Here is a 21,592-nt window from a genome sequence, read left to right as displayed (position 1 = left end):
CTTGATCCGTTTGTTGGATCGGATATGTCCGTCCGGCTGGTGATCACTGATGCGATGTGGGACCGGATCAAGCCGTTGATGCCGGCCGATCCGGTCCGCGGCCGATGAGCCAGAACCCAAACCCGTGAACAACTGCTGTCGCTACCCGTGAACAAAGCCAACCCCGGCCAGCTCATCGTCATCGCCGACCGCCCGACCATGGGCACCTCCACCCTCGCCCTGAACCTGCTGCGCTCCGCGGCCGTCAAGCACAACCTGCCCGCTGCCTACTTCGCACTGGAGTCCCGCCGCACCGACATCACCATGCGGCTCTTGGCCGCCGAGGCCCGCGTCGCCCTGCACCACATGCGCTCCGGCACCATGACCGACGACGACTGGACCCGCCTCGCCAAAGGGATGCCCTCGGTCTCCGGAGCCCCGCTCTACCTCCAGGACGACGCCTACGCCAACTTCACCAAGATGCGCGCGCACTGCCGACGCCTGCACGGCCTGAAGCTCATCGCCGTCGACGACCTGCAGCTGCTCAACTACGGCACCCGCCCCCTCGGATCCCGCTGCCAAGAGGTCTCCGAGGTCGCCCGAAGCCTGAAGAATCTGGCCAAGGAACTCGAGATCCCCGTCATCGCCGTCTCCACCCTCAACCGCGGGCCCGAACAGCGTACCGACAAGAGGCCCTACCTCAGCGACCTGCGCGATTCCTGGAGGACAACGCCGACTTCGTCATCCTCATCTACCGCGAAGAGATGTACGAGAGGGACTCACCCCGTGCCGGCGAAGCCGACCTGATCGTCGCGAAGCACAGGTACGGCCCCACCGCGACCATCATCACGGCCTTCCAAGACCATTATGGGCGCTTCGTCGATATGGCACAGGATTAGCCCTGTTCCTGTGGGATCTCAAACTTCGCTGCATAGTCTCAGGGCTAATTGCACTCCGACTGCACTTGTGCAGTCAGCATGAGACCCCACTGTTCAGCATCGATGCCCATTCGAGTGACGGCACCAGATAAGCGCTCGCCCCGCGTCAGTCGGACGTGCTGAGCGCCGCTGCTCCGTGGCGAACCTTTCACCGGCGCAAGGGCAGTGGCGTTACTCCGGCGCGTACTGGTCGTCCTACGAAGTGTGGGATGCGCTGCCGCCCGCAGAACTGGAGAACATGCGCATCCTGGCTGGATACCGAGGCCCGTGGCTGTTCGAGGCCGGTCCGGAGGTATCCGGCCATGGGCCTGGAGCTTTCCCACCGGCGACATGGCCCACCTGCCCGCCGTCGGCGCCAGTCTCTTCGGGTCAACGGTCCTGGAACGTGTCCAGGGCCACGGCCTGGGCGACGGCCAGGCGGGGGTCCGGTCCGGGGGTGAGGATGTCGACCACGTAACGGTCCCGCAGACCCCACTTCCTGTCCACCTTCAGCACCTGCTTGCCTCCCGTCTCGAAGTCGAAGTGGTACGGCCACAGGAACGGCAGGTCCAGCGGCAAAAAGTCCCAGGCGCGGCGGAGCACAGCCACGAACCGGTTACGCTCCCGGCCGACGGCGGCCGGGAATCCGGGCTGGTCCAGCACCCAGGTCGAACGCACCAGGGAGGCGACGTCCTTCTCCTCGAAACCGCCGACAAGGTTGCCCTCCGCGTCCCACACGTCGTAGCCATCACCGGCGCCGCGAAGGCCGCGCTCCTCGATGGTGAACAGCACGCGGGTCCCGGACAGGCCGGTGTGGAAGGTGATCTTCTCCTTGAGCGAGAATCGCTTCACCTCGGCGCAGGCCAGGACCTCGCCCTCCGAGCCGTCCGGCATCAGCTCGCTCACGGTGTAACGGCCGGCCTTGAGACGGTTCTCCTGCCGGACGGTGAAACGTCTGCCGGTCCACTGTCCCGCACTGTCCACTGTTCCGCTCCCGAAGCCGTCGTTCCCTGTGCCGCCGCTGAGTGCGTCCGGCGGAGCCATCGTCACCGGACCGCCCGCCCTGCGGCAGTCTCCATAAGTCGTCACCCGTAACGACCAAAGAGGGCAGGAATCCCAGGAACCGAGGCCTTTTGACCTCCCTTCGTCGCGCGCGACCGCACCGAAGGAAGGATGCGGGCGTCAGAGGGCAGCCGTCTATCGTCTGCACGTGGATGCTGCAGAAACTCCCCGTACCGGACCGTCGTTCCGCTTCCGTCTCGCCGCCGCCTCCCCCTGGCCCCGGCGGCGGATCGTCGGCGAGGCCGTGCTCACGCCAGTGTTCTCCGGGATCGCAGGCATCCTTCGCACGGCGGAGACCGGCTCCCTAGTACAGGGCGGGGCACTGGCCCTGGTCGTCGCCGTACTGTCCCTGGCGCGTCGCGCCCTGCCGACGTCGGTACTGCTGGCCGCGTCAGCCCTGGCGGGCACCTTTCTCGGTGCGTTCGTCCTGCTGGTCTGCGCCGGATGGTCCGCCGGCAGCCGCATCGAGCGCCCGGCGCGGGCACTGGCCGCGTTCACGGCCGGTTTCGTGCTCCACCTTGTCGCCGGCGTGGCCAGCGCACCAGATGAAGACCTCGGACTGTCGGTGCTGGTGACCGTCGCACTTACCGGGGGGCCGTTCCTGGTGCTGGCGGTGGTGCCCGGTTTCGCCGCCCGGTACCGTGCCCAGCGTCACGCCCTGCTGGACGCCCTGCGGCGGCACAACGCCCAACTGGTGCGCGAACGGGCGATGGTGGCGCGCCAGGCCCGGCTGCTGGAGCGGCAGCGCATCGCCCAGGACATGCACGACAGCCTTGGCCACCAACTTGCCCTGATCGCCGTGCACACGGGGGCGCTGGAGGTGGACCCGGAGCTCAATGGCCGCCAGCGGGAAGGTGTGGGCGTCCTGCGGGAGGCATCCAGATTGGCGATGATGGAGCTGCGCGAAGCCGTGGGCATCCTGCGCAATGACGCGGAGATGTCCGGGCCCGGTTCGCAAGGAGCCGGGCCCTCCTCGGACCGTGCCGCGGTTTCTGTCGAAGGGCTGGTCGCGTCGTCGCGGGCGGCGGGCGCGACAGTGGAACTGCACCGCTCCGGCGCCCGGCGGACCCTCACCCCCGCTGTCGACCGGGCGGCGTACCGCATCGTTCAGGAGGGATTGACCAATGCACTCAAGCACGCGCCGGGCGCCCCGATCACGGTCGCGCTGCGTTACGAACCGGACAGCCTCGTAGTCGAGGTGGCGAACGGCCCAGTACCGGCCGGGGTTCCGGCTGCACTCCCCGCGATCAGCGGTCAACAGGGGCTGACGGGCCTGCGGGAGCGGGCCCGTCTGGTCGGCGGCATGGTGCACACCGGTCTCACCCCCGGTGGGGGCTTCCGCCTCGCCGGTGTGCTGCCGTACGCCGGTGGCGAGCGGCAGTCCCCTCCGGGCGGCGCGACTTCGGTGGCTGCGGACGACGACTTCCGAGGGCAGATCGGCGGGGCCTCGGCGGGAAATGGTGGTGGCGTCCTCGAACGCGCCGTACCGCACAAGGAGTTCACCGCCATCATGAGCAGCAAGAAGAACGCCGCCCTGGGATGCGCTGCCACCGCCGTGGTCCTCGTCGTGGGCGTCGGCGCCCTTCTCGTGTGGGGGGTGTCGAAAGGGATCGACGAGTTGGAGAAGGGGGCCATACCGGCGAGCGTGTACGAGTCGGCTCGAGTCGGCGAGGCCGAGGCGGACCTGCGCGGGAAGTTGCCGGAAGGCGGCTCGTTGCTCACCGACGGCGTGGAGAAGCAGGGGCCTGCGCTGCCCGATGACGCGGCCTGCGAGCACTTCGTGGACGACGAGAAGGACATCGTCTACCGGTTCTGCTTCCGCGACGGGAAGCTCGCCTCCAAGGTGTCCTACGCATGGAGCCCCTGACCGGAGTTCTGTGACCGCGCTCCCGGCCGGATCGGGCATGATGAGCTGGCCTGTTGTCCGCCTGTCACACCGATCCCGCGCAGGAGACCGTATGATCCGGGTTCTCATCGCCGACGACGAGCCGCTCATCAGAGCAGGCATCAGAATGATCCTCACCTCCGCCGGGGACATCGAGGTCGTCGCCGAGGCACGGGACGGCCGGGAGGCGGTGGACACCGCCCGGAGCACCGCGGTCGACGTGGCCCTGCTGGACATCCAGATGCCCGTGATGGACGGGCTGACCGCGCTGGCCGAACTGGGCCGTGCCGCGCCGGGGGTACGGGTGCTGATCCTGACGACGTTCGGGGAACGCGACAACGTCCTGCGGGCGCTCGGCCACGGCAGTGCGGGCTTCCTGCTGAAGGACACCGCTCCGCAGGAGCTGATCCACGCAGTCCGCGCGGCGGCGGCCGGCAACGCTTACCTGTCCCCGGCCGCCACCCGCCACGTGGTGGACACCCTCGCCTCCCCCGCCGCCACCGTGCGTGGCGAGGAGGCGCGCCGCCGCCTGGCCGGGCTGACCGCTCGCGAACGCGAGGTGCTGGCCCTGCTCGGCGAAGGACTGTCCAACGCGGCCGCCGGCGCCCGCCTGCATATGAGCGAGGCGACGGTGAAGACCTACGTCAGCCGCGTCCTCACCAAGCTCGACTGCGACAACCGGGTCCAAGCGGCGCTCCTGGCCCGCGACGCGGGCCTGGAGCCGTGCGCAGAGTGAACCTCAGCGCTCCGGCAAACCGTACGTGGAACGGATCTCCGAACTCACCCTCAGAGATGAGCCCCGTGAACCGGACTATTCGGGTTCCGAGGTCCTGCTCACCATCGTCAATGCGGTACGCCATTGCCGACCGGTCCCGGTCCACTACGTCGACCGCGACGGACGCCGTACCGGCGCAGAGCACCTATTCCGTTGCCGTCGTATTCCTGCGGGCAGTGGCAGCTCTCACCTGTTCGCGCTGAACTGCACGTTGATCTTGTGGGGTTCAGGAACAGTTTTGTGAGCTCGCGGCGCTTCGTTGCACTACAGACGGTGATGAGCCGTGGCTGCGTCCGGCGATGGAGAGGATTCCGACACGACCATGAGACTGACCGCCTCAGACATGGCTTGAGACACCCGCCGAGCCCGAGGTCACAGCAGCGTCGTATGACACGAATCGCGAGAACCTACAGTTCTCCCGACGGTCAGGATGTCTGCGCCTCTGCGGGCGTCGGGTCCAAGGAGTCGAGGAGTTCCCCGAAGGTGATCTTCTCGTCGTCGTAGTCGAAGGTCATGGCAGCGGCGAGTGCCCCACCGGTCGGTGCTGCGCCCGCAGCGGTCCAGCAGGATCGTCAGGGCGACGTCGGGTTCGTGGTTGGGGAGGACCTCGTCGGCGGGGATCTGGCGTAGGTGCTCCAGGGTGCGGTAGCGGGACTTCGCGACGGCGCGGTAGACCTCGGAGCGGGAGAGGATCTCCCCGGTGGCGGGGGAGTCGAGCCAGGACTGCAGGACGGCCGCGGGGTCGGGGTGCTTGCCGAGTTCGTCGTCGTCCACCAGCCGCACCACACCGTCGTCCTCGTCTTCCGGAACCGGGATGGCGGCCGCCGCGGCCAGGAACCAGTCGGGGCCGTCGGCCTTCTCGGCGGTCCAGGCCAGTCCGGCAGGGTGCAGCCCGCCCAAGACGCCCACGACAGCTGCGTGCGGGGTGTGCGGGTTGGCGGCGAGGACGGTCAGAGCCTGGACGCGGCGGTGCTCGTAGTGGCGTTCCAGGAGCCGGGCCGGGCGGTCGTGGTCGGGGTCGGTATTGTCGAGGACGCGGATCGGAGTCCGGCTCGGCTTGGGGGAGACGACGGCCGGCTGATCCAGCCGGGCGAGCTGGGCGCAGGCCCCGGCGAGGTGGTCGGGGGTGGCGCTGAGGAGGGCCGGGTCCTCGGCGAGACGCAGGACGCGGCCGTCGAACTCGTGATCGTCTTCCTGCCTGTCGGACCAGGTGAGCAGCTGGCCGCGGGTGACGAGAGCGTCGGCGGCCGCGTGCAGCTGGTCGGCGGCGAGGTCGGCCAGGCGCGGGTTGCTGCGGACGCGGTTGGCGATGTGGTGCAGGGTCCGGCGGGCGGTCACCTGCGGGTTGGGCAGGCCGGCCAGCTCAGGCAGGCACAGGGCCGGCAGGCAGGCGCGCAGCAGGTTCTCGCTGAGAGCGGGCGCCGGATCGGCGGGGAGTTCCGCGCCGTCGGGGTCGGTGGCGCGGAGGCGGGAGTCCTTGAGGGCCTGGGTCTCGGCATGGTCTAGCAGCAGGTGCTGGACGGCCGCACCGAGTGTGGGGTGAGTGGCGAGCTCCGACCACCGCTCGGGACACCGGGCCAGCATCGCCCAGCCGCTGTGGCCGGCCAGGTCCAGGGACCAGTCCTTTGAGAAATCGGACACGGCCTCCCAGCCCTCTTCGGGCTCCGGGTGGAGAAGGTACGCGGCGAGCGGAGTCAGGCAGGCTTCCAGGACAGCGTCGAACAGTTCTGGCGGCACGGGCGGGGCAGGTGCGTCCGCTTCGGTGCGGGTGTAACGGTCGGGATCCCAGGATCGGACGACCTGCTCCACCTCGTAGCTGGAGAGGCGGGGCAGGAGAGCGATAGCGGCCTCGACCTGCCCAGGGTGCCGTGCCAGGGCGGAGACCAGCCCGGCCCAGGCCCTTCGGTGCCGCAGGATGGCGGGCACATCGGCGGCGGTCACCGTGCCTGCGGCGGCCAGGGCGGCCAGCGTCTTGTCGTCGGCGTGCGTCAAGGCCCCCGCGTTCGACGCGAAGCTGCCCGGCTCCTGGCTGGTCGACGTGTCCCACGTCGATCTGTCCCGCGTGAAGGTCGGCAAGGAGTGGGTGGAGCTGGACGGCTCGCTGCTGCCCTCTCCGTTCACGCCGAAGGGCGAGCGCCTGACTGGCCCGGCCTGGTACGCGACGCCCACCGTCGCTTACGCGGCGGAGCTCGGCTACGAGGTGCGGCCGATTGAGGCGTGGGTCCGGTACGAGCACGGCCGGTACCTGGACGGCTGGTACAACCGGCTCCGTGACGCCTACCTCGCCACGATGGCCGACCTCGGCGTCGACGCCGACCTCGCCCCGGCGGACTTCCTTGCGGCGATGGACGGCTACAAGGGCCATGACTCGGACTCCCGCAGAGGTCCCGGGCGTTGATCCATTGTGCGATGGCTAACAAAATGTCCCGCGAGCTTGGCGTCGAGCCCTTCGCCCCGCACCAACTCCATGACCAGAACCCGTACAGAAAGTCACATGATCAACAACTTCTGTTAGGGCCTCTAAGAGAGCATCTGATGGCGGCGGGCTTAACGATCTTGCGGTGCAGGTTGATCCGGGTGCGGGAGATGACCGCCGCCCGGAAGTCCGGCCGCCACGTCGGGCGGGACAGCGCGCGCCACGGCTCGCCCGGTCTCCAGCCCTCGCCGCGGGGCCGCTCGCGGAGCTTGCCCAGACCTCCCTTCACCGTCGCCTTGACCGCCGTGACAACGATCGCCAGGCCGGCGCCGTGGTTGAGGATGCTGCTCTCGTAGCCGCCGTCGGCCCAGACCTTCGACACGGTGGGGTGGGCCGCGGCCAGGTCGTCGAGCATCCCTCTAACGAGCTCGTGCACGGTAGGCGGTGAGGCGTCGTGACCGAGCCGGAATCAGCTCCGTCCGGAGATGCCGGTGGCCGCCAAGTCGCGCCGTGAGCAGAGCCCCAGCTTGGCGAACACGTTGGATAGGTGATGCCCGACGGTGCGGTCGCTGATCCGCAGACGGGCCCCGATCTCCCGGTTGGTCAGATCGCCGGCGGCAAGCTGGGCCACCCGGCGTTCCTGTGCCGTCAGCGTGGCCATGCCCGTGCCGGCGGCAGTGGCACGGCGTGCGGGCGCCATGATCAGACGCTGCTCACGCCGGGCCCGCTCGAGCATCGGGCGCGCTCCCAGTGCGTGGAACGTCTCGGCAGCGGCGTCGAGCTGCTGGCGGGCGTCTCGGCGCCGCCGCTGTCGCCGCAACCACTCGCCGTAGAGCAAACGGGCCCGTGCGTGATCGAACGGGCGCCGGGACGCACCGGGCACGTCCAGCGCCGCCCGGTAGGACCGTTCGGCGGCGGGTTCGTCCAGCAGTGCGCGTGCCAGGTGCGCTGTGAATCTCGCCCAGTTCGCGCCGGTGCGCCGTACCCAGGCGTCGAGCGCCTCGGCGCGGCGCTGGCCGATCTCCGGCCGCCGCGCGTGCACGGCGGCCTCGATCGTGTCCAGGCTTGCCAGCAGAGCGACGATCGGATGTGCTGCCTCGTGCCCGTGCTCGTCCAAGCGGGCGAGCAGGTCGAGTGCAGCATCGGCGCGACCTGCCGCCAGAGCGGCCATTCCACGGTTCCAGTGGGCCGAGGCGCTGACCGCACGGTCGCGGCGCGGCCCGGCCAGCTGCAGGGTCCGAACGGTCAGATGGTCGACGCTGCGGCCGTCACCGCGGGCGGCGGCGAGCCATCCGAGGCAGTTCCGGCACTCCGCAGCGATGTGCTCGGCACCGATCCGCTCGGCCGACGCGAGCCCCTCGGCCGCGGCGTCCTCCGCAGCGCCCCACCGGCCCGCGGCGATGTCGAGTCGCGCGATCCGAGCCAGCGCCGCAGCAAGCGAGGTGCCATCGGCGTGACGGCGGTGCCTGCGGACAAGGGCGTGCACGGCATCGGCGAGTGGCTCGTCGAGGCCCCACACCAGTCCGAGCGGCGACGCCGGGAGCAGCTGCGACTCCACCCGGGAGATGTGCGCCATGACGTCACCGAGTTCTGCCGACGACGCTGCCCGTGCCGGGTCCGTTGCTGGCCCCCACCACGTCCGGACGATCGGGAGGACGTCGGGCAGCCCAGGGGTCGTCAGCCCCGCAAGACGAGTGAGGGTCTCGCCGACGAGGTCGTCGCGGGCCGCGGACCATCCCGCGTGCAGGGCAGCGGCGCCGAGCTCCACTCTCATGCGCGGATCGTCGAACGCGGCGATGTCGCGACTGATCGATCGGTGGGCTCGTTCCAGAGACCCCTCGGCGAGTTCGAGTACCCCGCGCAGGCCGCGGCTGGCGCGGGTGGCCAGGACCTCGTCGGTCAGGCTCCGGGCATCGGCCAGCAGCCGACGCGCCATCGTGGCGTCGCCGCCGTGCCAGGCGGCCACGGCTGCGCGGGCGAGCCTGCGGGTCGCAGCTGCCGGGTCGGCGGACAGCTCGGCGGCCCGCCGCAGGATCGGTACCGCGCCGGCGCCCGAGGGCACCGTCTGCTCGAGCAGCCCGGCGATCTCCTCGTCGACGTCGTGAACGGTCGCGGCCCGGTGCCAGACATGCCCGCGACTGCCCGGGGGAAGCGCGGCGGCCAGGGTCCGGTGGGCGTTCCTGCGCTCAGACGGGGAGGCGCTCGCGTAGACAGCGGCCCGGACCACCGGGTGCCGTAGCGCAGGCCGATCGGGCGTCCCGGCGAGCAGACCCGACCGGATCGTGTCTTCCCAGACCGGCTCCTCGGCGTCGCGGGAACGTGCTGACCGTGCGAGCGTGAGCTGATCACCGTCGGCACGAGCCGCGGCCATGAGCACGACGAACTCGCGTGCCGGGGTCGGCATGGTCTGCAGGCGCTCGGCGAAGGCCTTACGCAGCCGGGGCCCCACGGGCACCGTGCCGGCGGCAAGATCGTCGATTGGTATAGGCAGCTCGTGCAGTGCCAGCGGGTTGCCCCCGCCTGCTTTCACCGCGCGGGTGACCTCGGGGCCGTCGAGGCCGGGGTGGGCGGCGCCGACCAGTTGGGCGGCGTGGTCGTCAGCGAGAGGCCTCACCGCGAGCGGATCGACCCCCTCCCACGATCCGCCGGCAGGCGCGTCGTGGCCGGCGACCAGGACCACCACCGGATCGGTCCCCACCCGCCGGGCGACGAATCCGAGCACGAACTCGGTCTCCGCGTCGAGCCGGTGTGCGTCGTCCACGACGATCAGGAGCGGGCGGTCGACTGCCAGCGCCGACAACAGGGACAGGACCGCCACGGCGGTGAGCGACCGGCCCGCTCCGGTGACCTCGCCCGCGAGCACGCCTCGCAACGCTGACGCCTGGGACACCGGAAGAGTCGCGATCAGGTGCTCGACCGGCCGGAGCAGCGTGTCCAGGCCGGCGAAGGGGGTCCCGGACTCGCACCGTGCGGGCTGTACCGCCAGCGGGGCGAAATCGGGAGACGCCGCGGTGACGTGGTCGAGAAGTGCGGTCTTGCCGATGCCCGGCTCACCCCAGAGCACCAGGGCGCCACCCGTGCCACGGCGGGCTCGGTCGAGCACCTCGGTCACGGCAGCGATCTCTGCCTGTCGTCCGACGAGCGGAGCCGGAGCACCGGTTGCCCTCATCGCGTCCCCTCAGCCGTGACCATCTTCCGGCCCCAGAAGTCCGTGCCATACCGTCCGAGGCCGGCGGGATCGTCCGACGCCCCGACGAGGACGCCGACCCCGTGCACGAGCGCGATGCCGGTGAGCCCCGCTCGGATCCTGATGAGCGCATCCTCGGGCCCCTGCTGTGGCAGTGCCACACCACCGAGCCGGGTCCCGTTCGGTGGTGCCGACCTGACCGTGAATGGTGTGCGCATGCTCAGCGGCCTGCCGCAGGTGCTCCTGGGCCCGCAGACCACGGGCCCGAGTACCTTGACCGATGGCCCCGCCGCCGCGGGTAGGGTCGGGTCCCGTTCGTCGATCGCCGACGACGAGCTTGCGCATCGAGCACGCCGAACCGCTGCCACGGCACGGGCAGCGTATGGACGAGGCGCTCGCCGCAGGCGCACGCCGAGGTCGGCGCCGCGGGGCGAGGCGCCGGTGGCCGTGGTCATGGCGACTCCTCCGAACCGGAGCGGACGCCCTTAGGGAGTGGGTCTCCCAGGAAGGCGAGCAGGGCGGCGTTGACCTCGTCGGCGTGAGTCCACAGCAGCCCGTGCGGGGCGCCGTCGATCTCCACGTACTGCGCGTCGGGCAGGGCCCGGCGGAAGCGGTGGGCCGTGACTTCGATGGGGAGGATCCGATCGGCGGTGCCGTGCAGGATCAGGGCCGGCGTGCCGCTGGCCCGGACGGCCTCGACGTCGGCGCGAAAGTCCTCGATCCACGAGGAGACGACGGCATGGGCGGCCACGGGGGCGCTGGAGATGGCGACGTTCCAGCTGGCTGTGACCGCCTCCTGGCCGATGCGGTTGCCCAGGTTCTGGTCGAGGTTGTAGAAGTTGGAGAAGAACTGCTCGTACCAGGCGTAGCGGTCGCCCTTGGCCGCGGCCTCGATGCCGTCGAAGACGTCCTGGGGCACACCGTCTGGGTTGTCGTCCCGAGCGACGAGGAAGGGCTCCAGGGAGGCCAGGAAGGCGAGCTTCGCGACCCGCTGGTGGCCGTATCGAGCGATGTAGCGGGCGAGTTCGCCGGTGCCCATCGAGAACCCTACGAGGACGACATCGCGCAGGTCCAGGGTCTCCAGCAGGGCATTCAGGTCGGCGGCGAAGGTGTCGTAGTCGTAGCCGGTGCCGACCTTCGACGAGCGGCCGAAGCCGCGGCGGTCGTAGGTGATGACGCGGTAGCCGGCGGAGAGCAGCTCGCGCGTCTGGCGCTCCCAGCTGTGGCCGTTGAGCGGGTAGCCGTGGATGAGGACGACGGGCTGACCCGCGCCTTGGTCCTCGTAGTAGAGCTCGACCGGCGTGCTGTTCTCGTTCCCGATGGTTACGTGTCCCACGATCTTTCCTTTCCGAGGGTGGTGTGCCTGCTATTGACCGACGAGCCGCCGTACCGCGATCGTTGTCGCCTCGCCGATGGTGGCGTTGCCGGCCGTAGACTCCGGGTCGGCCGGGTCGGCGTAGACGGCGAGACCAGCGGCGCGCGGTCCGGGGGCAGCACGATCCCGACGTCGTTGCGCTCGCCCTGTGCTCCGGTCCCGATCCTGTCCCCGATCAGCCACCCGGCTGGCACGCCGGCCCGGATGGTGGCGTCGCCGGTGGTGTTCGCGACGCGCGAGGTGGTGAGCCGCTCGCGGCCGGCCGGCTGCAGGCCGCCACCGAGGGGCACCGCCCGCATGCTCTCGACGATGGCGGCCGGTGTGGTGGTGTCGCGCTCGTCGTCTGGGCCGGTGGAGACGTTGAGCTGTGGCTCGTTGCAGTCGAAACGGGTGGTCGCGTCATCCAGGCCGGAGGCGAACGCGGTCACGGCGGTATGTCCGCCGAGGAGGTCGAGGGGCAGGTTCGTCGCCGTGTTGTGGCGTTGGCGCGCCGCGGCGGCTCCTCCAGCAGGCCGACGTCGGGGTAGTGCCGCACCGCACCCACAGTGGTGCCGGCGAGTTCGGCGAGTTGGCGGGGTCTCCAGGCCACGGCTGTTCCCTTCAGGTGTCGTCGACCGACGTGTCGTCGGCCCAAATGTCTTCGGCGTGGTCAGGGGCGCGTGAGCCGGCGCCGGCGATCGGCCTCCGACAGCCCGCCCCACCGCCGTGCAGCTCCCGGTGGGCCAGGGCGTGGACGGCGACCCGCTCGCGCTGCTGCCGTAACGGGAGGACTCCTCGTCGGCGGGGAAGAACACCTCGGTGCTGATCACGGTGGCCGCTCCCTTCCCGGTCGCTCTGCTGTCGGCTCTCAGAGTCGCGGGGAAGGCGCCTGGTCCGCGTCGGTGGAAATCCCTTATCCCGTCACCGACCCTGGCGCGGGGGAGGCCGGCATCTTGACGACCCGGTGCTGCCCGCGCGCTTCGCGTCGGTGACAATTACCGGATAGACGCCGTGTCGGCGCCAGGGGAGGACCAGGCGATGCTCGTGGGACGGCGCGCCGAGCAGGCGGCGCTCGAGCAGCTGCTGGCTCAGGCGCAGGGCGGCGACAGCGGAGTGTTGGTGGTGCGCGGGGAAGCCGGCATCGGCAAGTCCGCCCTCCTGCAGCACATGCGGGAGACCGCCGTGGCGGCGGGATTCGGGGTTCACGACGCGGCCGGGGTGGAGGCCGAGGCAGAGTTCGCGTTCGCGGGCCTGCACCAGTTGTGCGCCCCGTTCCTGGCGCGGGCGGTCGAGCTGCCCGAGCCGCAGCAGGCCGCGCTCGGGGTGGCGTTCGGGCTGCGCGAGGGTGCTGCGCCGGACCGGTTCCTGGTGGGGTTGGCGGTGCTGAGCCTGTTGGCCGAGAACGGGCCGTTGCTGTGTGTGGTCGATGATGCGCAGTGGCTCGATCAGGCGTCTGCGCAGGTTCTGGCTTTCGTGGCCCGGCGAGTGGGGGCCGAGCGGGTGGTGATGGTGTTTGCGCTGCGCGATCCCGGTGTGACCGACGTCGAGGCGTTCAGCGGGTTGCCGGAACTGCGCCTGGCGGGGCTGGGGGCCTCCGATGCCCAGACGCTGCTGGCCACCGCGGTCCGCGCACCACTGGACGATGTGGTGCGCGACCGGATCGTAGCCGAGGCGCGCGGCAATCCGCTGGCGTTGTTGGAGCTACCCCGGGGTGCTCCGGCGGTGCAGTTCGCGGGCGGGTTCGAGCTGCCGGACGTGGTGAGCGTTCCGCGCCGGATCGAGGACGGCTTTCGGCGCCGCGCGAACAGCCTGCCTGCCGACGCGCGGATGCTGCTGGTGGTTGCCGCGGCCGAGCCGACCGGGGACGCGGCGTTGCTGTGGCGCGCGGCCGCGGAGCTGGGGATCGCCCGCGAGGCGGCTGCGCCCGCGGAGGCCGCCGGGCTGCTGGAGTTCGACTTCCGTGTGCGGTTCCGGCACCCGCTGGTGCGCTCGGCGGTCTACCGGGCGGCCACACCGACCGACCGGCGCCGGGCGCACGGCGCGCTGGCCGCCGTCACCGACCAGCAGGTCGATCCGGACCGGCGTGCCTGGCACCGCGCGCAGGCGGTGGTGGGCACTGATGAGGACGCCGCCGCGGAGCTGGAGCGTTCGGCCGGACGGGCCCGCGCCCGCGGCGGGTTGGCCGCCGCGGCGGCGTTCCTGAAGCGTGCGGCCGAGCTGACCCCCAGGCCGGCCGTCCGGGCGGAACGGGCCCTGGAAGCTGCGCACGCCAAGCACGAGGCCGGTGCGTCCGAAGCCCTGGAGCTGCTGACAGTCGCCGCGGCCGGGCCGTTGGACGCCGTGGCACAGGCCCGCCTAGAGCTGCTGCATGCTCGGATCGCGTTCCACGGGGCAAGGGGCGGCGAGGGGCCGCGGATGCTGCTGGACGCCGCCAAGAGCCTCGCCCCGCTGGACCCGCCGCTGTCCCGGGAGACCTACCTGGACGCGCTCGATGCGGCAATCGTTACTGGCGACCGCGGACCCGGCGGCGGCGTGCGTGCGGTGGCCGACGCAGCCCGGGCCGCGCCCGCACCACCGGAGACGCCGAGGCCCGTGGATCTGTTGCTCGACGGGCTGGTGACGACGTTCACGCAGGGCTACGCGGCAGGAGTGCCCGGCCTGCGGCGGGCGTTGGACGCCTTCAATCGTCACGAGCGGGACGATCATGCCGTGAACGACAGCGACGACCGCCGCTGGCTGTGGCTGGCCGGCCGGACCGCGATGTCGCTCTTCGACGACCAGATGGTGCACGCGCTGGCCGCTCGTCATGTCCGGCTGGTCAGGGAAGCCGGCGCGCTGGCCACGCTCCCGGCAGCACTGCTCGTCCAGTCCGTCATGCTGGTGCTCTCTGGTGACTTCTCCCGGGCCGCCGAACAGACCGCGATCGCCGCCGCGACCAGAACTGTGCCCGTGCTCCACGGCCAGCTCATCCTGGCTGCCTGGCGCGGCCGCTCGGACGAGACCACCGAGATCCACGCGACCATGGTCCGGGAAGCGGCTGGACGTGGGCGCCGAACTGAGGACTTCCTGGCGCAGTACGCCATGGCGGTGCTGCACAACGGTCTGGGCGACTACCCGGCGGCTCTGGTCGCTGCGACGCGGGCTTTCGAGTCCGACGAGCTGACCCACAGCAACCTGGCCCACTCCGAGCTCATTGAAGCGGCATGCCGTAGCGGCCGGCCGGAGGGTGCGACCGCTGCGCTGGACCAGCTCAGCTCACGGGCGCTGGCCAGCGGCACCCCGTGGGGGCTCGGGCTGGCAGCGCGCTCACGGGCATTGGTCAGCACCGGCCCGGCCGCCGAGGAGTACTACCGCGAGGCGATCGAGCAGCTACGAAACTGCCGAGTGGCCACCCAGCTGGCCCGAGCTCATCTCGTCTATGGCGAGTGGCTACGCCGCGAGGGCCGCCGCCAAGGCGCCCGCCAGCAGCTCCGCACCGCCCACCAGATGCTGTCGGACATGGGTGCGGAAGCGTTCGCCGCACGCGCCGCCCGCGAGCTGCGCGCCACCGGCGAGCACCCACGCAGCCGGTCCGCCCAGCCCTCGGACGCGCTCACAGCACAGGAGCTGACGATCGCCCGGCTGGTAGCTACCGGGGCGACCTCCCGGGAGGTCGGCGCACAGCTGTTCTTGAGCCCGCGCACCATTGAGGCCCACCTCCGCAGCATCTTCCGCAAGCTGAGCATCACCTCCCGGCGACAGCTGCGGGACCTGCGGCTTCCCTGACGGGCTGGCAGCGTGCGTGCTATGTCGCGGTACAGCGAATGCCGCCCGGAAGGCCAGCGAGCTGCGCCCTTTGGAGCTCGTAAAGGATCAAGAGCGCGCCGTCTTGAGGCGACGCCTGCGAATGAGCGTGCAGACGAGGGGGACGACGGCGGGCGGCTTAAGGCGACGGTGAATCGCTCGGCACGGCGGCATCGCCACCTTCCTCGAACGGCGCAGGTACACGGTCAGACGTGGCACACACCGTACGCGCCGACAAGCGAACCCACCCGACGATCCGAGGCGCGCTACCCCTCGGGCAGGACCGTGGCCGCCCACGCACGTTCCTCAGCCCACGCTGCAGCCCAGGTCACAGCATCCCGAAATGCACCTGACGCACCATCAGAACGAGCGTCAAATGAGCGTCAAGACACCTCGGAGAGCGTCATTTGAGCGTCAAGATTTCGCCCGTAACGCGCATAGCGCACATCCCGCACACCGAGTAAAGCCGCAGGTCAACGGCCCTTATCGGCAGGCTCAAGGATCGCGACACACTCCACATGATGCGTCATCGGGAACAGGTGGGCCCTTCAGCGAACCGATCGCGTTGCACTTCACCGTGCGCCCCAACACTCTGTCCCGTCGGGGCTCCACCCCTTCAGATACGCCTTGAGTTCCTGTGCTGTCGGCTCCCTCGGAGTCGGCATCCCTGGCAGACGGTTCAGGGGATCGATCGCCTGCACGAATTCACGCGCCCACTCCAGCCAGTGCCTGGCCGATTCCAGAGCCGAGTCGTCCACGGCGCTGCCCGGTTCGGTAAGACGATGCTCGAGAGCATCGCAGTACGCACCGAGTACGGCGGCCTCCTGCCAGCGTCGGGCCTCTTCGCGAAGCACCTCGGCGAGTTGATCCCGAACAGCGAGCTTCGTCACCTCCTCCCTGGCCGCCCGCCAACGAACCTCACGCTCAGCCCTGGCCTTCTCCTCGTCCTCTCTTCTCCGAGCGTCCTCCAGCACTCGCGCCTCGATCTCGCCGAGGATCACACCCAGTGCGTCCTCGAGCGCCCTCCCTTTCCGATCGCGCCAGCGGCCTGGCCGATCGGACCGGCCGTGGTCGAGTTCCACGACAAGACGCGCGGAGCGCTCTGGATTCGCGGACTGCGGGAACTCCTGCCGGACCGTGACGGTGTGCACTAAGCCGTCGACAACCACTTCCACGCCGCCCTCGCGCCGCGAGTAGTACGTCCGGGCCTGCCTGACCTCGTACCCTGGCCGTACCGCCTCGGCGGCCAGCGCCTGCAGCATCAGGAGTGACCGGCGACGGAGTACAGGGGGCATGACCAACTGCCCGTCATCGTCCCTGAGCGCGGCCACCGCCGGATGGAGGGAACTCAGTCGTGTGGGGACTGGAGGCACCGACGCGTTGGGCTTCGGGCGCTGTGTCCGTGAGTTGGGATGCGGGCCCTCGGCGAGGAAGATCTCCAGCCCACCTACGCCGAAACGGGCCTTCTCAATGCGTGTGCCTTGCGGTTCCAGGTTGTGCCGCTTCGCGTAATCGACGACCCGCCGCCATTCTGCGACCTCGTCGTCATCGAGGTCGGCAAGACGGACCCGCCCCTCAGAGACCAGACGATCGACCAACTCCTGTGCCTTCGCCCGTCGGGCACGCGCGATGGGTCGTTCACCGTAGGGCGTCGGACTGCGCTTTCGACTCTTTGCTTGGCGCCGTGCTCCGCCTTTCGTCGGCGTTCCGACGGACATCGCCTGAACACCGTCGTCCGTAAACCCTGGATCGTCGGGATGGCGACGATGCCGAAGGTAGAACCGGCCGACGTCAGTGACCTCCACGTGGGCTTCCCCACCGCTCTTGCTGACCGTCAGCAGGCCACGGTCGCGCAGCGCGTAAGCCGAGCGCCATTCCCCCGCCGCCCAGGCTCCAGGTTCCTCACCGGCCGCGAGCCGCTCCAGGAGCGCGCGCTGCCGTTCGTTCAAGGCGGACCAACGATGCACGAACCCCAGCCCACACTGCGCCCCCTGACGCTGCATAGAGCCGAAAGAGTGGCCGTCGGCAGTGGGAGTTCCCTGGGACTTTTCTGGGACTTCCGGGCTGCATCAAACGGCATGGGCATGAAACAGCCGAAAGGCCATCTACGCAGGTCAGCGGAGTGATCTCACCTAGACTGGCAGCTCACGGCTCTCAATGGCCCTTCCGGGACATCTCACCACAACAGCCGCCCGTACCGCCTTCCGATGATCTGCATCCTGACGCCCGACCACGCGCGGGCGCGCTGTGCCGTGAGCGCCTCGCCGACACCAGTGCTCGCTTCGCGGACGACGAGCAGATCACAGAGCCGATGGGCAACGCCCCGTCCAGCCAGTGACTCGTCGTAATCGCCACAAGTCGCCGGACGAGCATCGGGATCGCGTCTCACACTTCTGTTGTCGGGGCCACTGCTGGGGAGAATCTGGGGAGAATGAGCGCCGCTGGGGAGCGCGTGGGGAGAATCGACTACGCAACGCGGCACGATCCTGAACGACACCGAAAGATCCATCTGCGCAGGTCAGAAGCATCCGATACTGCATCCCCGCAGGTCAGCGCCATCAAGTAGACAACTTCAAGAAGATCTCGAGCTGGGCGGCGATTCTGTTTGCTCCCACGCTCGTGGGGACCATCTACGGCATGAACTTCGAGGACATGCCCGAGCTGGGCTGGAGCTTCGGATACCCCTTCGCAATCGGCTTGATGGCGGTGGTTTGCGTCAGTTTGTACCTGATTTTCAAGCGGCGGGACTGGCTCTAGGGTCGACCAACCCCTACTCAAGTAGCGTGCAGCTTTGCTCTCGCGCTCGGATCACGGGCCGTGCTTCTGGAGGAGCGGTGCTGCTGGTGCGCGGCTGCCGAATGGCGCACGCTGTGGTGCGGCGTCGGCTGCGGGGCTGATCCCGCGCTCCGGGCTCTCGCCCTCGGCTGTCTCGCCGGACCGCACCGCCGTCCCCACTGCTGTCGCTGTCCAAGCGGCGAACTACCGATCGCCGACCGGGCCGACCGCGCCATGGCCGACCAGCACCACGGAGTCCTTGAGCTTGAGCAGGAACGGATTGCCCGGTCCTGCTCCTTCTCCCACACCGCGCGCAGGCACGCGCGCAGAGCGCCGACCCAGTTGATGCCGATCACGAGCAGCGGCGCGCACGCGGTGATCGGTGCCGAACTGCCGAGCGAGGACCAGCTGGGGAAACTCCAGGACGAGATCGCCACCCAGGCGCCAGGCCTCTCCCACCTCCTGGACCTGGACGGTCTCGTCGAGCATGCCGGATCCCCACGGTGATCAGCGGAAAGAGGACGACGAAACTGGTGAAGCTGACGGCCGCGGCGAGCCTGGCCCAGTGGACGGCATCCAGCCGCTCGAACGCCCGCCAAGCGTGCGTCCGCATCAGCTTTCCGATCCGGTGCGGCAAGACCGTCTGTGGGGCGCGCGGCAGGTCGCCAGGCAGCTGACCTGGATCGTCAGTGAGCGGCCCGGTGGCGGTGGCGGAACCAGTGGTCCTTGTGACGGGGGCGATCGACCGGTCCGGCAGGGTCTTCCTCATCCCTCTCCGCCTGCGCCGTCTGCGCGCGGGCGGAGTCGCGTTCGTTGATCAGAACGTCCCGTTCCTGTTCGGCTGCGGCTGTCTCGTGCCGAGACTGCTTGAGCCCGTGACGTGCGGTGCGGCCGCGACGAGCGCTGCGGCGTGTACCGGTCAGGAGCAGGCTCAGCCCGAGCAGAGCCGCCGCCCCGACGACGAGGCCGTAGAGGAAGAGGGTGCCGGTGGAGCCGGTGACGTCGACTCCGAAGACGGAGAATCCGCCGGTGAACTCGTGGGCGCTGCCGCTGTTGGAAAGAACGCCGACGACGCCGATGACTACCGCGGCGACGAGAATGACAAGTCCGAGGATGATCATGACGTACTCCTGGGATCTGCTTCCTGTCCCCACGGTAGAGCCGTTGTGCCGGGCACGCCACCGCCATGGGTTGCGTCTACCCTGAGGATGAGGTAAGGGCGAGACCGTGGGACGCCGACACTGGTGGACGGCCTCTGGCCGCCCATCCGCCACGACCCCCAGGAGGCGTAGCGCCATGGCCTTCTTCCTGGTTCTTCTCAGCGGCTCCATCGCGCTGGTCGTCATCGGCGCTGTCGTCGAGGGCATGCTGTATCTGCTCTCCATCGGCGTGCTGCTCCTCATCACCGCCGTGCTGTACCTGCTCGTGCGCTCGGTATCGCGCTCGCGCCGGCGCCCGGCCCGCTGACGCGTGATGGTAGATGGCGGACCACCACTCCACATGCCCACCTGCCCACCTGCGGTCGGTGGCGGGAGCGGGACCGTTCGCCGCTGTTGTGTTGACCAGTGCGTGGTGACGGTCCGGCCCAAGGGCGAGCCTGCGCGAGGAGCCGGCAGATCCGGCTCGGGTCAAGCGCTCACAGGCGTCGCCAGCGAGCCGAGGCGAAGGAGAAGACGCCGAAGAGAACCAGCCCGATCGCGACGCCAACCAGGAGCCATGGCCCCACCGGTGTCTGCGTGAAGCTACGGAGCGTCGCGTCCACGCCCTTGGCCTCGTCCGGGTCGAAGCGGACGGCTGCCACCAGGATGAAGATCCCAGCCACGGCGAACACCACACCACGTGCCACGCCTCCGCCCACGCCCAGAGCGGTGACAACCTGCTTCGTACGATGGCTCATGGAGCCGGTGTCCAGCTGCCGCAGGAAGCGTCGCATGGCCGCCCGGACGGCGAGTACCGCGCCGATACCGATCAGGAGGCAGCCCGCGGCACCCACCAGCACCCGGCCGTACGGCAGTTTGAGCGCCGATGCCGTCCAGTCCTGCGACTGCGCATTGCCACTGGAGCCCTGCCCGCCCCCGGCGGCATACGCCGCCGTGGCCCAGCAGATGGCGGCGTAGAAGACCGCCCGCCCGCCGTCAAGGACTCGCGAGGCGGCCTTGTGCCGGGGACCCCTGCCAAGCGCGCGGGCGCCCCGCCACAACGCCATGCAGCCGAAGCCGACGACCAGCGCCCACAGCATCGTCCTCCCGAAGGGCTGCGCCGCGACCTGGGCCAGCGCACCCTGGCGGTCCGCCGACTCGCCGCCGCTGCCGAGAGCGATCCGGACGGCCAGTACACCGATCAGGACGTACACCACCCCACGCGCCACAAAGCCTGCCCGCCCGGCTGCAGTCAGTGTCTGCTTCTCCGCGGAGTTCCTTGTCCGGAGCCCGGCAGTCCGGCGCAGCCCATGCACCCAGGACGTCGTCATGACGGCCTCCTCAGATCGCGGTCCGCCATCACCTGGTCGCGCAGGCGTGCACAGGTGCGGGAGATCAGACGGGAGACATGCATCTGGGAGATACCGAACGCCTCGCCGATGCGGTTCTGCGTCATCTCGCAGAAGAACCTCATGTACAGGATCTGCCGTTCGCGTTCGGGCAGTGCCTGCAGCAGGGGGCGGAGCGCCTCGCGGTTGACGATCAGGTCGAAGCCGGGCTCCATGCCACCGAGGGTGTCAGCCAGCGGGTGACTGTTCTCGGAGTGGCCGGGCACGGAGTCCAAGGACCGGGCGGTGAAGCTCTCCAGCGCCCCCTGCCCCAGCCGTACCTCGGCCTCCGTCAGGCCGCTGTGCGCGGCGATCTCGTGGACCGAGGGTTCGCGGCCGTTGAGCGAAGCACACTCACTGCCGGCGGAACGGGCCCGGGCGCCCAACTCCTGTACGCGCCGCGGTACATGGACGCCCCAGAGTTCGTCACGGAAGTGCCGCTTCACCTCGCCGAGGATCGTCGGTATGGCAAAACTCGGGAAGGCGGTGCCGCGACTGGGGTCGAAGCGGGCTACCGCCTTGACCAGGCCCAGTTGGGCGACCTGCTCGAGGTCCTCGAAGGTCTCACCACGATGGCGGAAGCGCCGGGCGAGCCGTACGGCCATCGGCATCCAGGCGCACACCACCTCCTGCCGCAGCGCGGACCTCTCCGGGCCGTCCGGCAGGGCGGCGATACGAAGGAACGCGACGGCGGTATCCGGCGCGTCGTGGTAGGGGTGGTCACTTCGCCGACTCTGCGGGCGTTCGTACGTCACGGACATGTGTCTCCCTGATGGGTGGCATCACTCACCGTGGGAGCCGGCAGACAGCAGCGCACAGGGGAGCAGCGAAAGCTGCTCCCACGGGCGTGCCTCCGGTCTGAAGCACACCAGGCGAGTTCCCCGACAACCCCCTTTCAAACAGGGTCTCTGCAGCCCATCCGCGGCAATCCG

General features: G+C 69.9%; 16 protein-coding genes and 4 pseudogenes. 7 read left to right on the top strand and 13 right to left on the bottom strand.

The genetic code is table 11. The annotated features are described in order from the left end of the window. Positions 1 to 150: 150 nt before the first annotated feature. Positions 151 to 878: pseudogene (locus tag G6048_RS06835) on the top strand (DnaB-like helicase C-terminal domain-containing protein); the annotation flags it as partial. Positions 879 to 1,286: 408 nt separating this feature from the next. On the opposite strand, the gene G6048_RS06830 reads toward G6048_RS06835, so the two are convergent. Further along, on the bottom strand, positions 1,287 to 1,880 hold the full coding sequence (locus tag G6048_RS06830; protein ID WP_165338548.1) for an LURP-one-related/scramblase family protein: 594 nt from the start codon (positions 1,878 to 1,880) through the stop codon (positions 1,287 to 1,289). A 226-nt stretch (positions 1,881 to 2,106) separates the two neighbouring features. On the opposite strand from G6048_RS06830, the gene G6048_RS06825 reads away from it, so the two are divergent. Together G6048_RS06825 and G6048_RS06820 are read left to right on the top strand one after the other, a co-directional pair. Continuing rightward, on the top strand, positions 2,107 to 3,825 hold the full coding sequence (locus tag G6048_RS06825) for a sensor histidine kinase (RefSeq protein WP_165338528.1): 1,719 nt from the start codon (positions 2,107 to 2,109) through the stop codon (positions 3,823 to 3,825). Positions 3,826 to 3,916: 91 nt separating this feature from the next. After that, entirely contained in the window at positions 3,917 to 4,579 is a 663-nt protein-coding gene (locus G6048_RS06820; protein WP_030998525.1) for a response regulator transcription factor, read from the top strand. A gap of 411 nt (positions 4,580 to 4,990) precedes the next feature. Here the strand turns inward: G6048_RS06820 and G6048_RS06810 are convergent, their stop codons facing one another. Further along, on the bottom strand, positions 4,991 to 6,610 hold the full coding sequence (locus G6048_RS06810) for a hypothetical protein (RefSeq protein WP_165338467.1): 1,620 nt from the start codon (positions 6,608 to 6,610) through the stop codon (positions 4,991 to 4,993). Between G6048_RS06810 and G6048_RS06805 the strand changes: the two are divergent. Beyond that, positions 6,606 to 6,992, top strand: a pseudogene (locus tag G6048_RS06805) (telomere-associated protein Tap); the annotation flags it as partial. The gene G6048_RS06810 and the pseudogene G6048_RS06805 overlap by 5 nt on opposite strands. A gap of 163 nt (positions 6,993 to 7,155) precedes the next feature. On the opposite strand, the pseudogene G6048_RS06800 reads toward G6048_RS06805, so the two are convergent. The 6 genes and pseudogenes from G6048_RS06800 to G6048_RS06775 form a co-directional block, all read right to left on the bottom strand. Then, positions 7,156 to 7,356, bottom strand: a pseudogene (locus G6048_RS06800) (hypothetical protein); the annotation flags it as partial. Positions 7,357 to 7,503: 147 nt separating this feature from the next. Next, positions 7,504 to 10,203 (bottom strand): helix-turn-helix transcriptional regulator, encoded by a 2,700-nt coding sequence (locus tag G6048_RS06795; RefSeq protein WP_165338526.1) that lies wholly within the window; start codon positions 10,201 to 10,203, stop codon positions 7,504 to 7,506. Beyond that, complete coding sequence (locus G6048_RS06790; RefSeq protein WP_206341261.1) at positions 10,200 to 10,439, bottom strand: hypothetical protein; 240 nt, start codon at positions 10,437 to 10,439, stop codon at positions 10,200 to 10,202. The genes G6048_RS06795 and G6048_RS06790 overlap by 4 nt, the downstream gene beginning before the upstream one ends. A gap of 233 nt (positions 10,440 to 10,672) precedes the next feature. Continuing rightward, positions 10,673 to 11,557 carry an alpha/beta fold hydrolase gene (locus G6048_RS06785; protein ID WP_165338525.1) on the bottom strand — a complete coding sequence of 295 codons (885 nt, stop codon included), beginning with the start codon at positions 11,555 to 11,557 and terminating at the stop codon, positions 10,673 to 10,675. Continuing rightward, positions 11,545 to 12,024: a serine hydrolase gene (locus tag G6048_RS06780; RefSeq protein WP_165338466.1), complete on the bottom strand. Its 480-nt coding sequence runs from the start codon at positions 12,022 to 12,024 to the stop codon at positions 11,545 to 11,547. Before G6048_RS06780 ends, G6048_RS06785 begins: the two co-directional genes overlap by 13 nt. Further along, positions 12,021 to 12,185: a MerR family transcriptional regulator gene (locus tag G6048_RS06775; protein WP_408056118.1), complete on the bottom strand. Its 165-nt coding sequence runs from the start codon at positions 12,183 to 12,185 to the stop codon at positions 12,021 to 12,023. Before G6048_RS06775 ends, G6048_RS06780 begins: the two co-directional genes overlap by 4 nt. Positions 12,186 to 12,613: 428 nt before the next feature. On the opposite strand from G6048_RS06775, the gene G6048_RS06770 reads away from it, so the two are divergent. Continuing rightward, the gene (locus tag G6048_RS06770) at positions 12,614 to 15,340 is read left to right on the top strand and encodes an ATP-binding protein (RefSeq protein ID WP_165338524.1); all 2,727 of its coding nucleotides are present in this window, start codon (positions 12,614 to 12,616) and stop codon (positions 15,338 to 15,340) included. A gap of 590 nt (positions 15,341 to 15,930) precedes the next feature. Here G6048_RS06770 and G6048_RS06765 read toward each other — a convergent pair. Further along, positions 15,931 to 16,956, bottom strand: coding sequence for a hypothetical protein (locus G6048_RS06765; protein WP_165338523.1), 1,026 nt, complete (start codon positions 16,954 to 16,956; stop codon positions 15,931 to 15,933). 961 nt (positions 16,957 to 17,917) lie between these two features. Here G6048_RS06765 and G6048_RS49245 point away from each other — a divergent pair. Beyond that, positions 17,918 to 18,115 (top strand): annotated as a pseudogene (locus G6048_RS49245) (CorA family divalent cation transporter); the annotation flags it as partial. Positions 18,116 to 18,337: 222 nt separating this feature from the next. Here G6048_RS49245 and G6048_RS06755 read toward each other — a convergent pair. Both G6048_RS06755 and G6048_RS06750 read right to left on the bottom strand, forming a co-directional pair. Then, the gene (locus G6048_RS06755; protein WP_165338522.1) at positions 18,338 to 18,622 is read right to left on the bottom strand and encodes a hypothetical protein; all 285 of its coding nucleotides are present in this window, start codon (positions 18,620 to 18,622) and stop codon (positions 18,338 to 18,340) included. A gap of 197 nt (positions 18,623 to 18,819) precedes the next feature. Then, complete coding sequence (locus tag G6048_RS06750) at positions 18,820 to 19,254, bottom strand: hypothetical protein (protein WP_165338521.1); 435 nt, start codon at positions 19,252 to 19,254, stop codon at positions 18,820 to 18,822. 175 nt (positions 19,255 to 19,429) lie between these two features. On the opposite strand from G6048_RS06750, the gene G6048_RS06745 reads away from it, so the two are divergent. Continuing rightward, a complete protein-coding gene (locus tag G6048_RS06745) occupies positions 19,430 to 19,600 on the top strand; it encodes a hypothetical protein (protein WP_165338520.1) in 171 nt (56 codons plus the stop codon). A gap of 169 nt (positions 19,601 to 19,769) precedes the next feature. On the opposite strand, the gene G6048_RS06740 is transcribed toward G6048_RS06745, so the two are convergent. After that, entirely contained in the window at positions 19,770 to 20,603 is an 834-nt protein-coding gene (locus G6048_RS06740) for a DUF1206 domain-containing protein (RefSeq protein WP_165338519.1), read from the bottom strand. Then, positions 20,600 to 21,421, bottom strand: coding sequence for a SigB/SigF/SigG family RNA polymerase sigma factor (locus tag G6048_RS06735; protein ID WP_165338518.1), 822 nt, complete (start codon positions 21,419 to 21,421; stop codon positions 20,600 to 20,602). The genes G6048_RS06740 and G6048_RS06735 overlap by 4 nt, the downstream gene beginning before the upstream one ends. Between the last annotated feature and the right edge of the window lie 171 nt (positions 21,422 to 21,592).

It is taken from the genome of Streptomyces ureilyticus (assembly GCF_011045025.1).
In the GTDB taxonomy this organism is placed as follows: domain Bacteria; phylum Actinomycetota; class Actinomycetes; order Streptomycetales; family Streptomycetaceae; genus Streptomyces; species Streptomyces ureilyticus.
The sequence above is the reverse complement of the archived record's forward strand: the minus strand, read 5'-3'. Positions and strand labels throughout refer to the sequence as shown.

Excerpts from the sequence above, each read along its gene's own strand:
- G6048_RS06820 (WP_030998525.1), top strand. The coding sequence starts at position 3,917 with ATGATCCGGGTTCTCATCGCCGACGACGAGCCGCTCATCAGAGCAGGC.
- G6048_RS06790 (WP_206341261.1), bottom strand. The coding sequence starts at position 10,439 with ATGCGCACACCATTCACGGTCAGGTCGGCACCACCGAACGGGACCCGG.
- G6048_RS06770 (WP_165338524.1), top strand. The coding sequence starts at position 12,614 with ATGCTCGTGGGACGGCGCGCCGAGCAGGCGGCGCTCGAGCAGCTGCTG.
- G6048_RS06745 (WP_165338520.1), top strand. The coding sequence starts at position 19,430 with ATGGCCTTCTTCCTGGTTCTTCTCAGCGGCTCCATCGCGCTGGTCGTC.
- G6048_RS06755 (WP_165338522.1), bottom strand. The coding sequence starts at position 18,622 with ATGCTCGACGAGACCGTCCAGGTCCAGGAGGTGGGAGAGGCCTGGCGC.
- G6048_RS06750 (WP_165338521.1), bottom strand. The coding sequence starts at position 19,254 with ATGATCATCCTCGGACTTGTCATTCTCGTCGCCGCGGTAGTCATCGGC.
- G6048_RS06740 (WP_165338519.1), bottom strand. The coding sequence starts at position 20,603 with ATGACGACGTCCTGGGTGCATGGGCTGCGCCGGACTGCCGGGCTCCGG.
- G6048_RS06735 (WP_165338518.1), bottom strand. The coding sequence starts at position 21,421 with ATGTCCGTGACGTACGAACGCCCGCAGAGTCGGCGAAGTGACCACCCC.
- G6048_RS06795 (WP_165338526.1), bottom strand. The coding sequence starts at position 10,203 with ATGAGGGCAACCGGTGCTCCGGCTCCGCTCGTCGGACGACAGGCAGAG.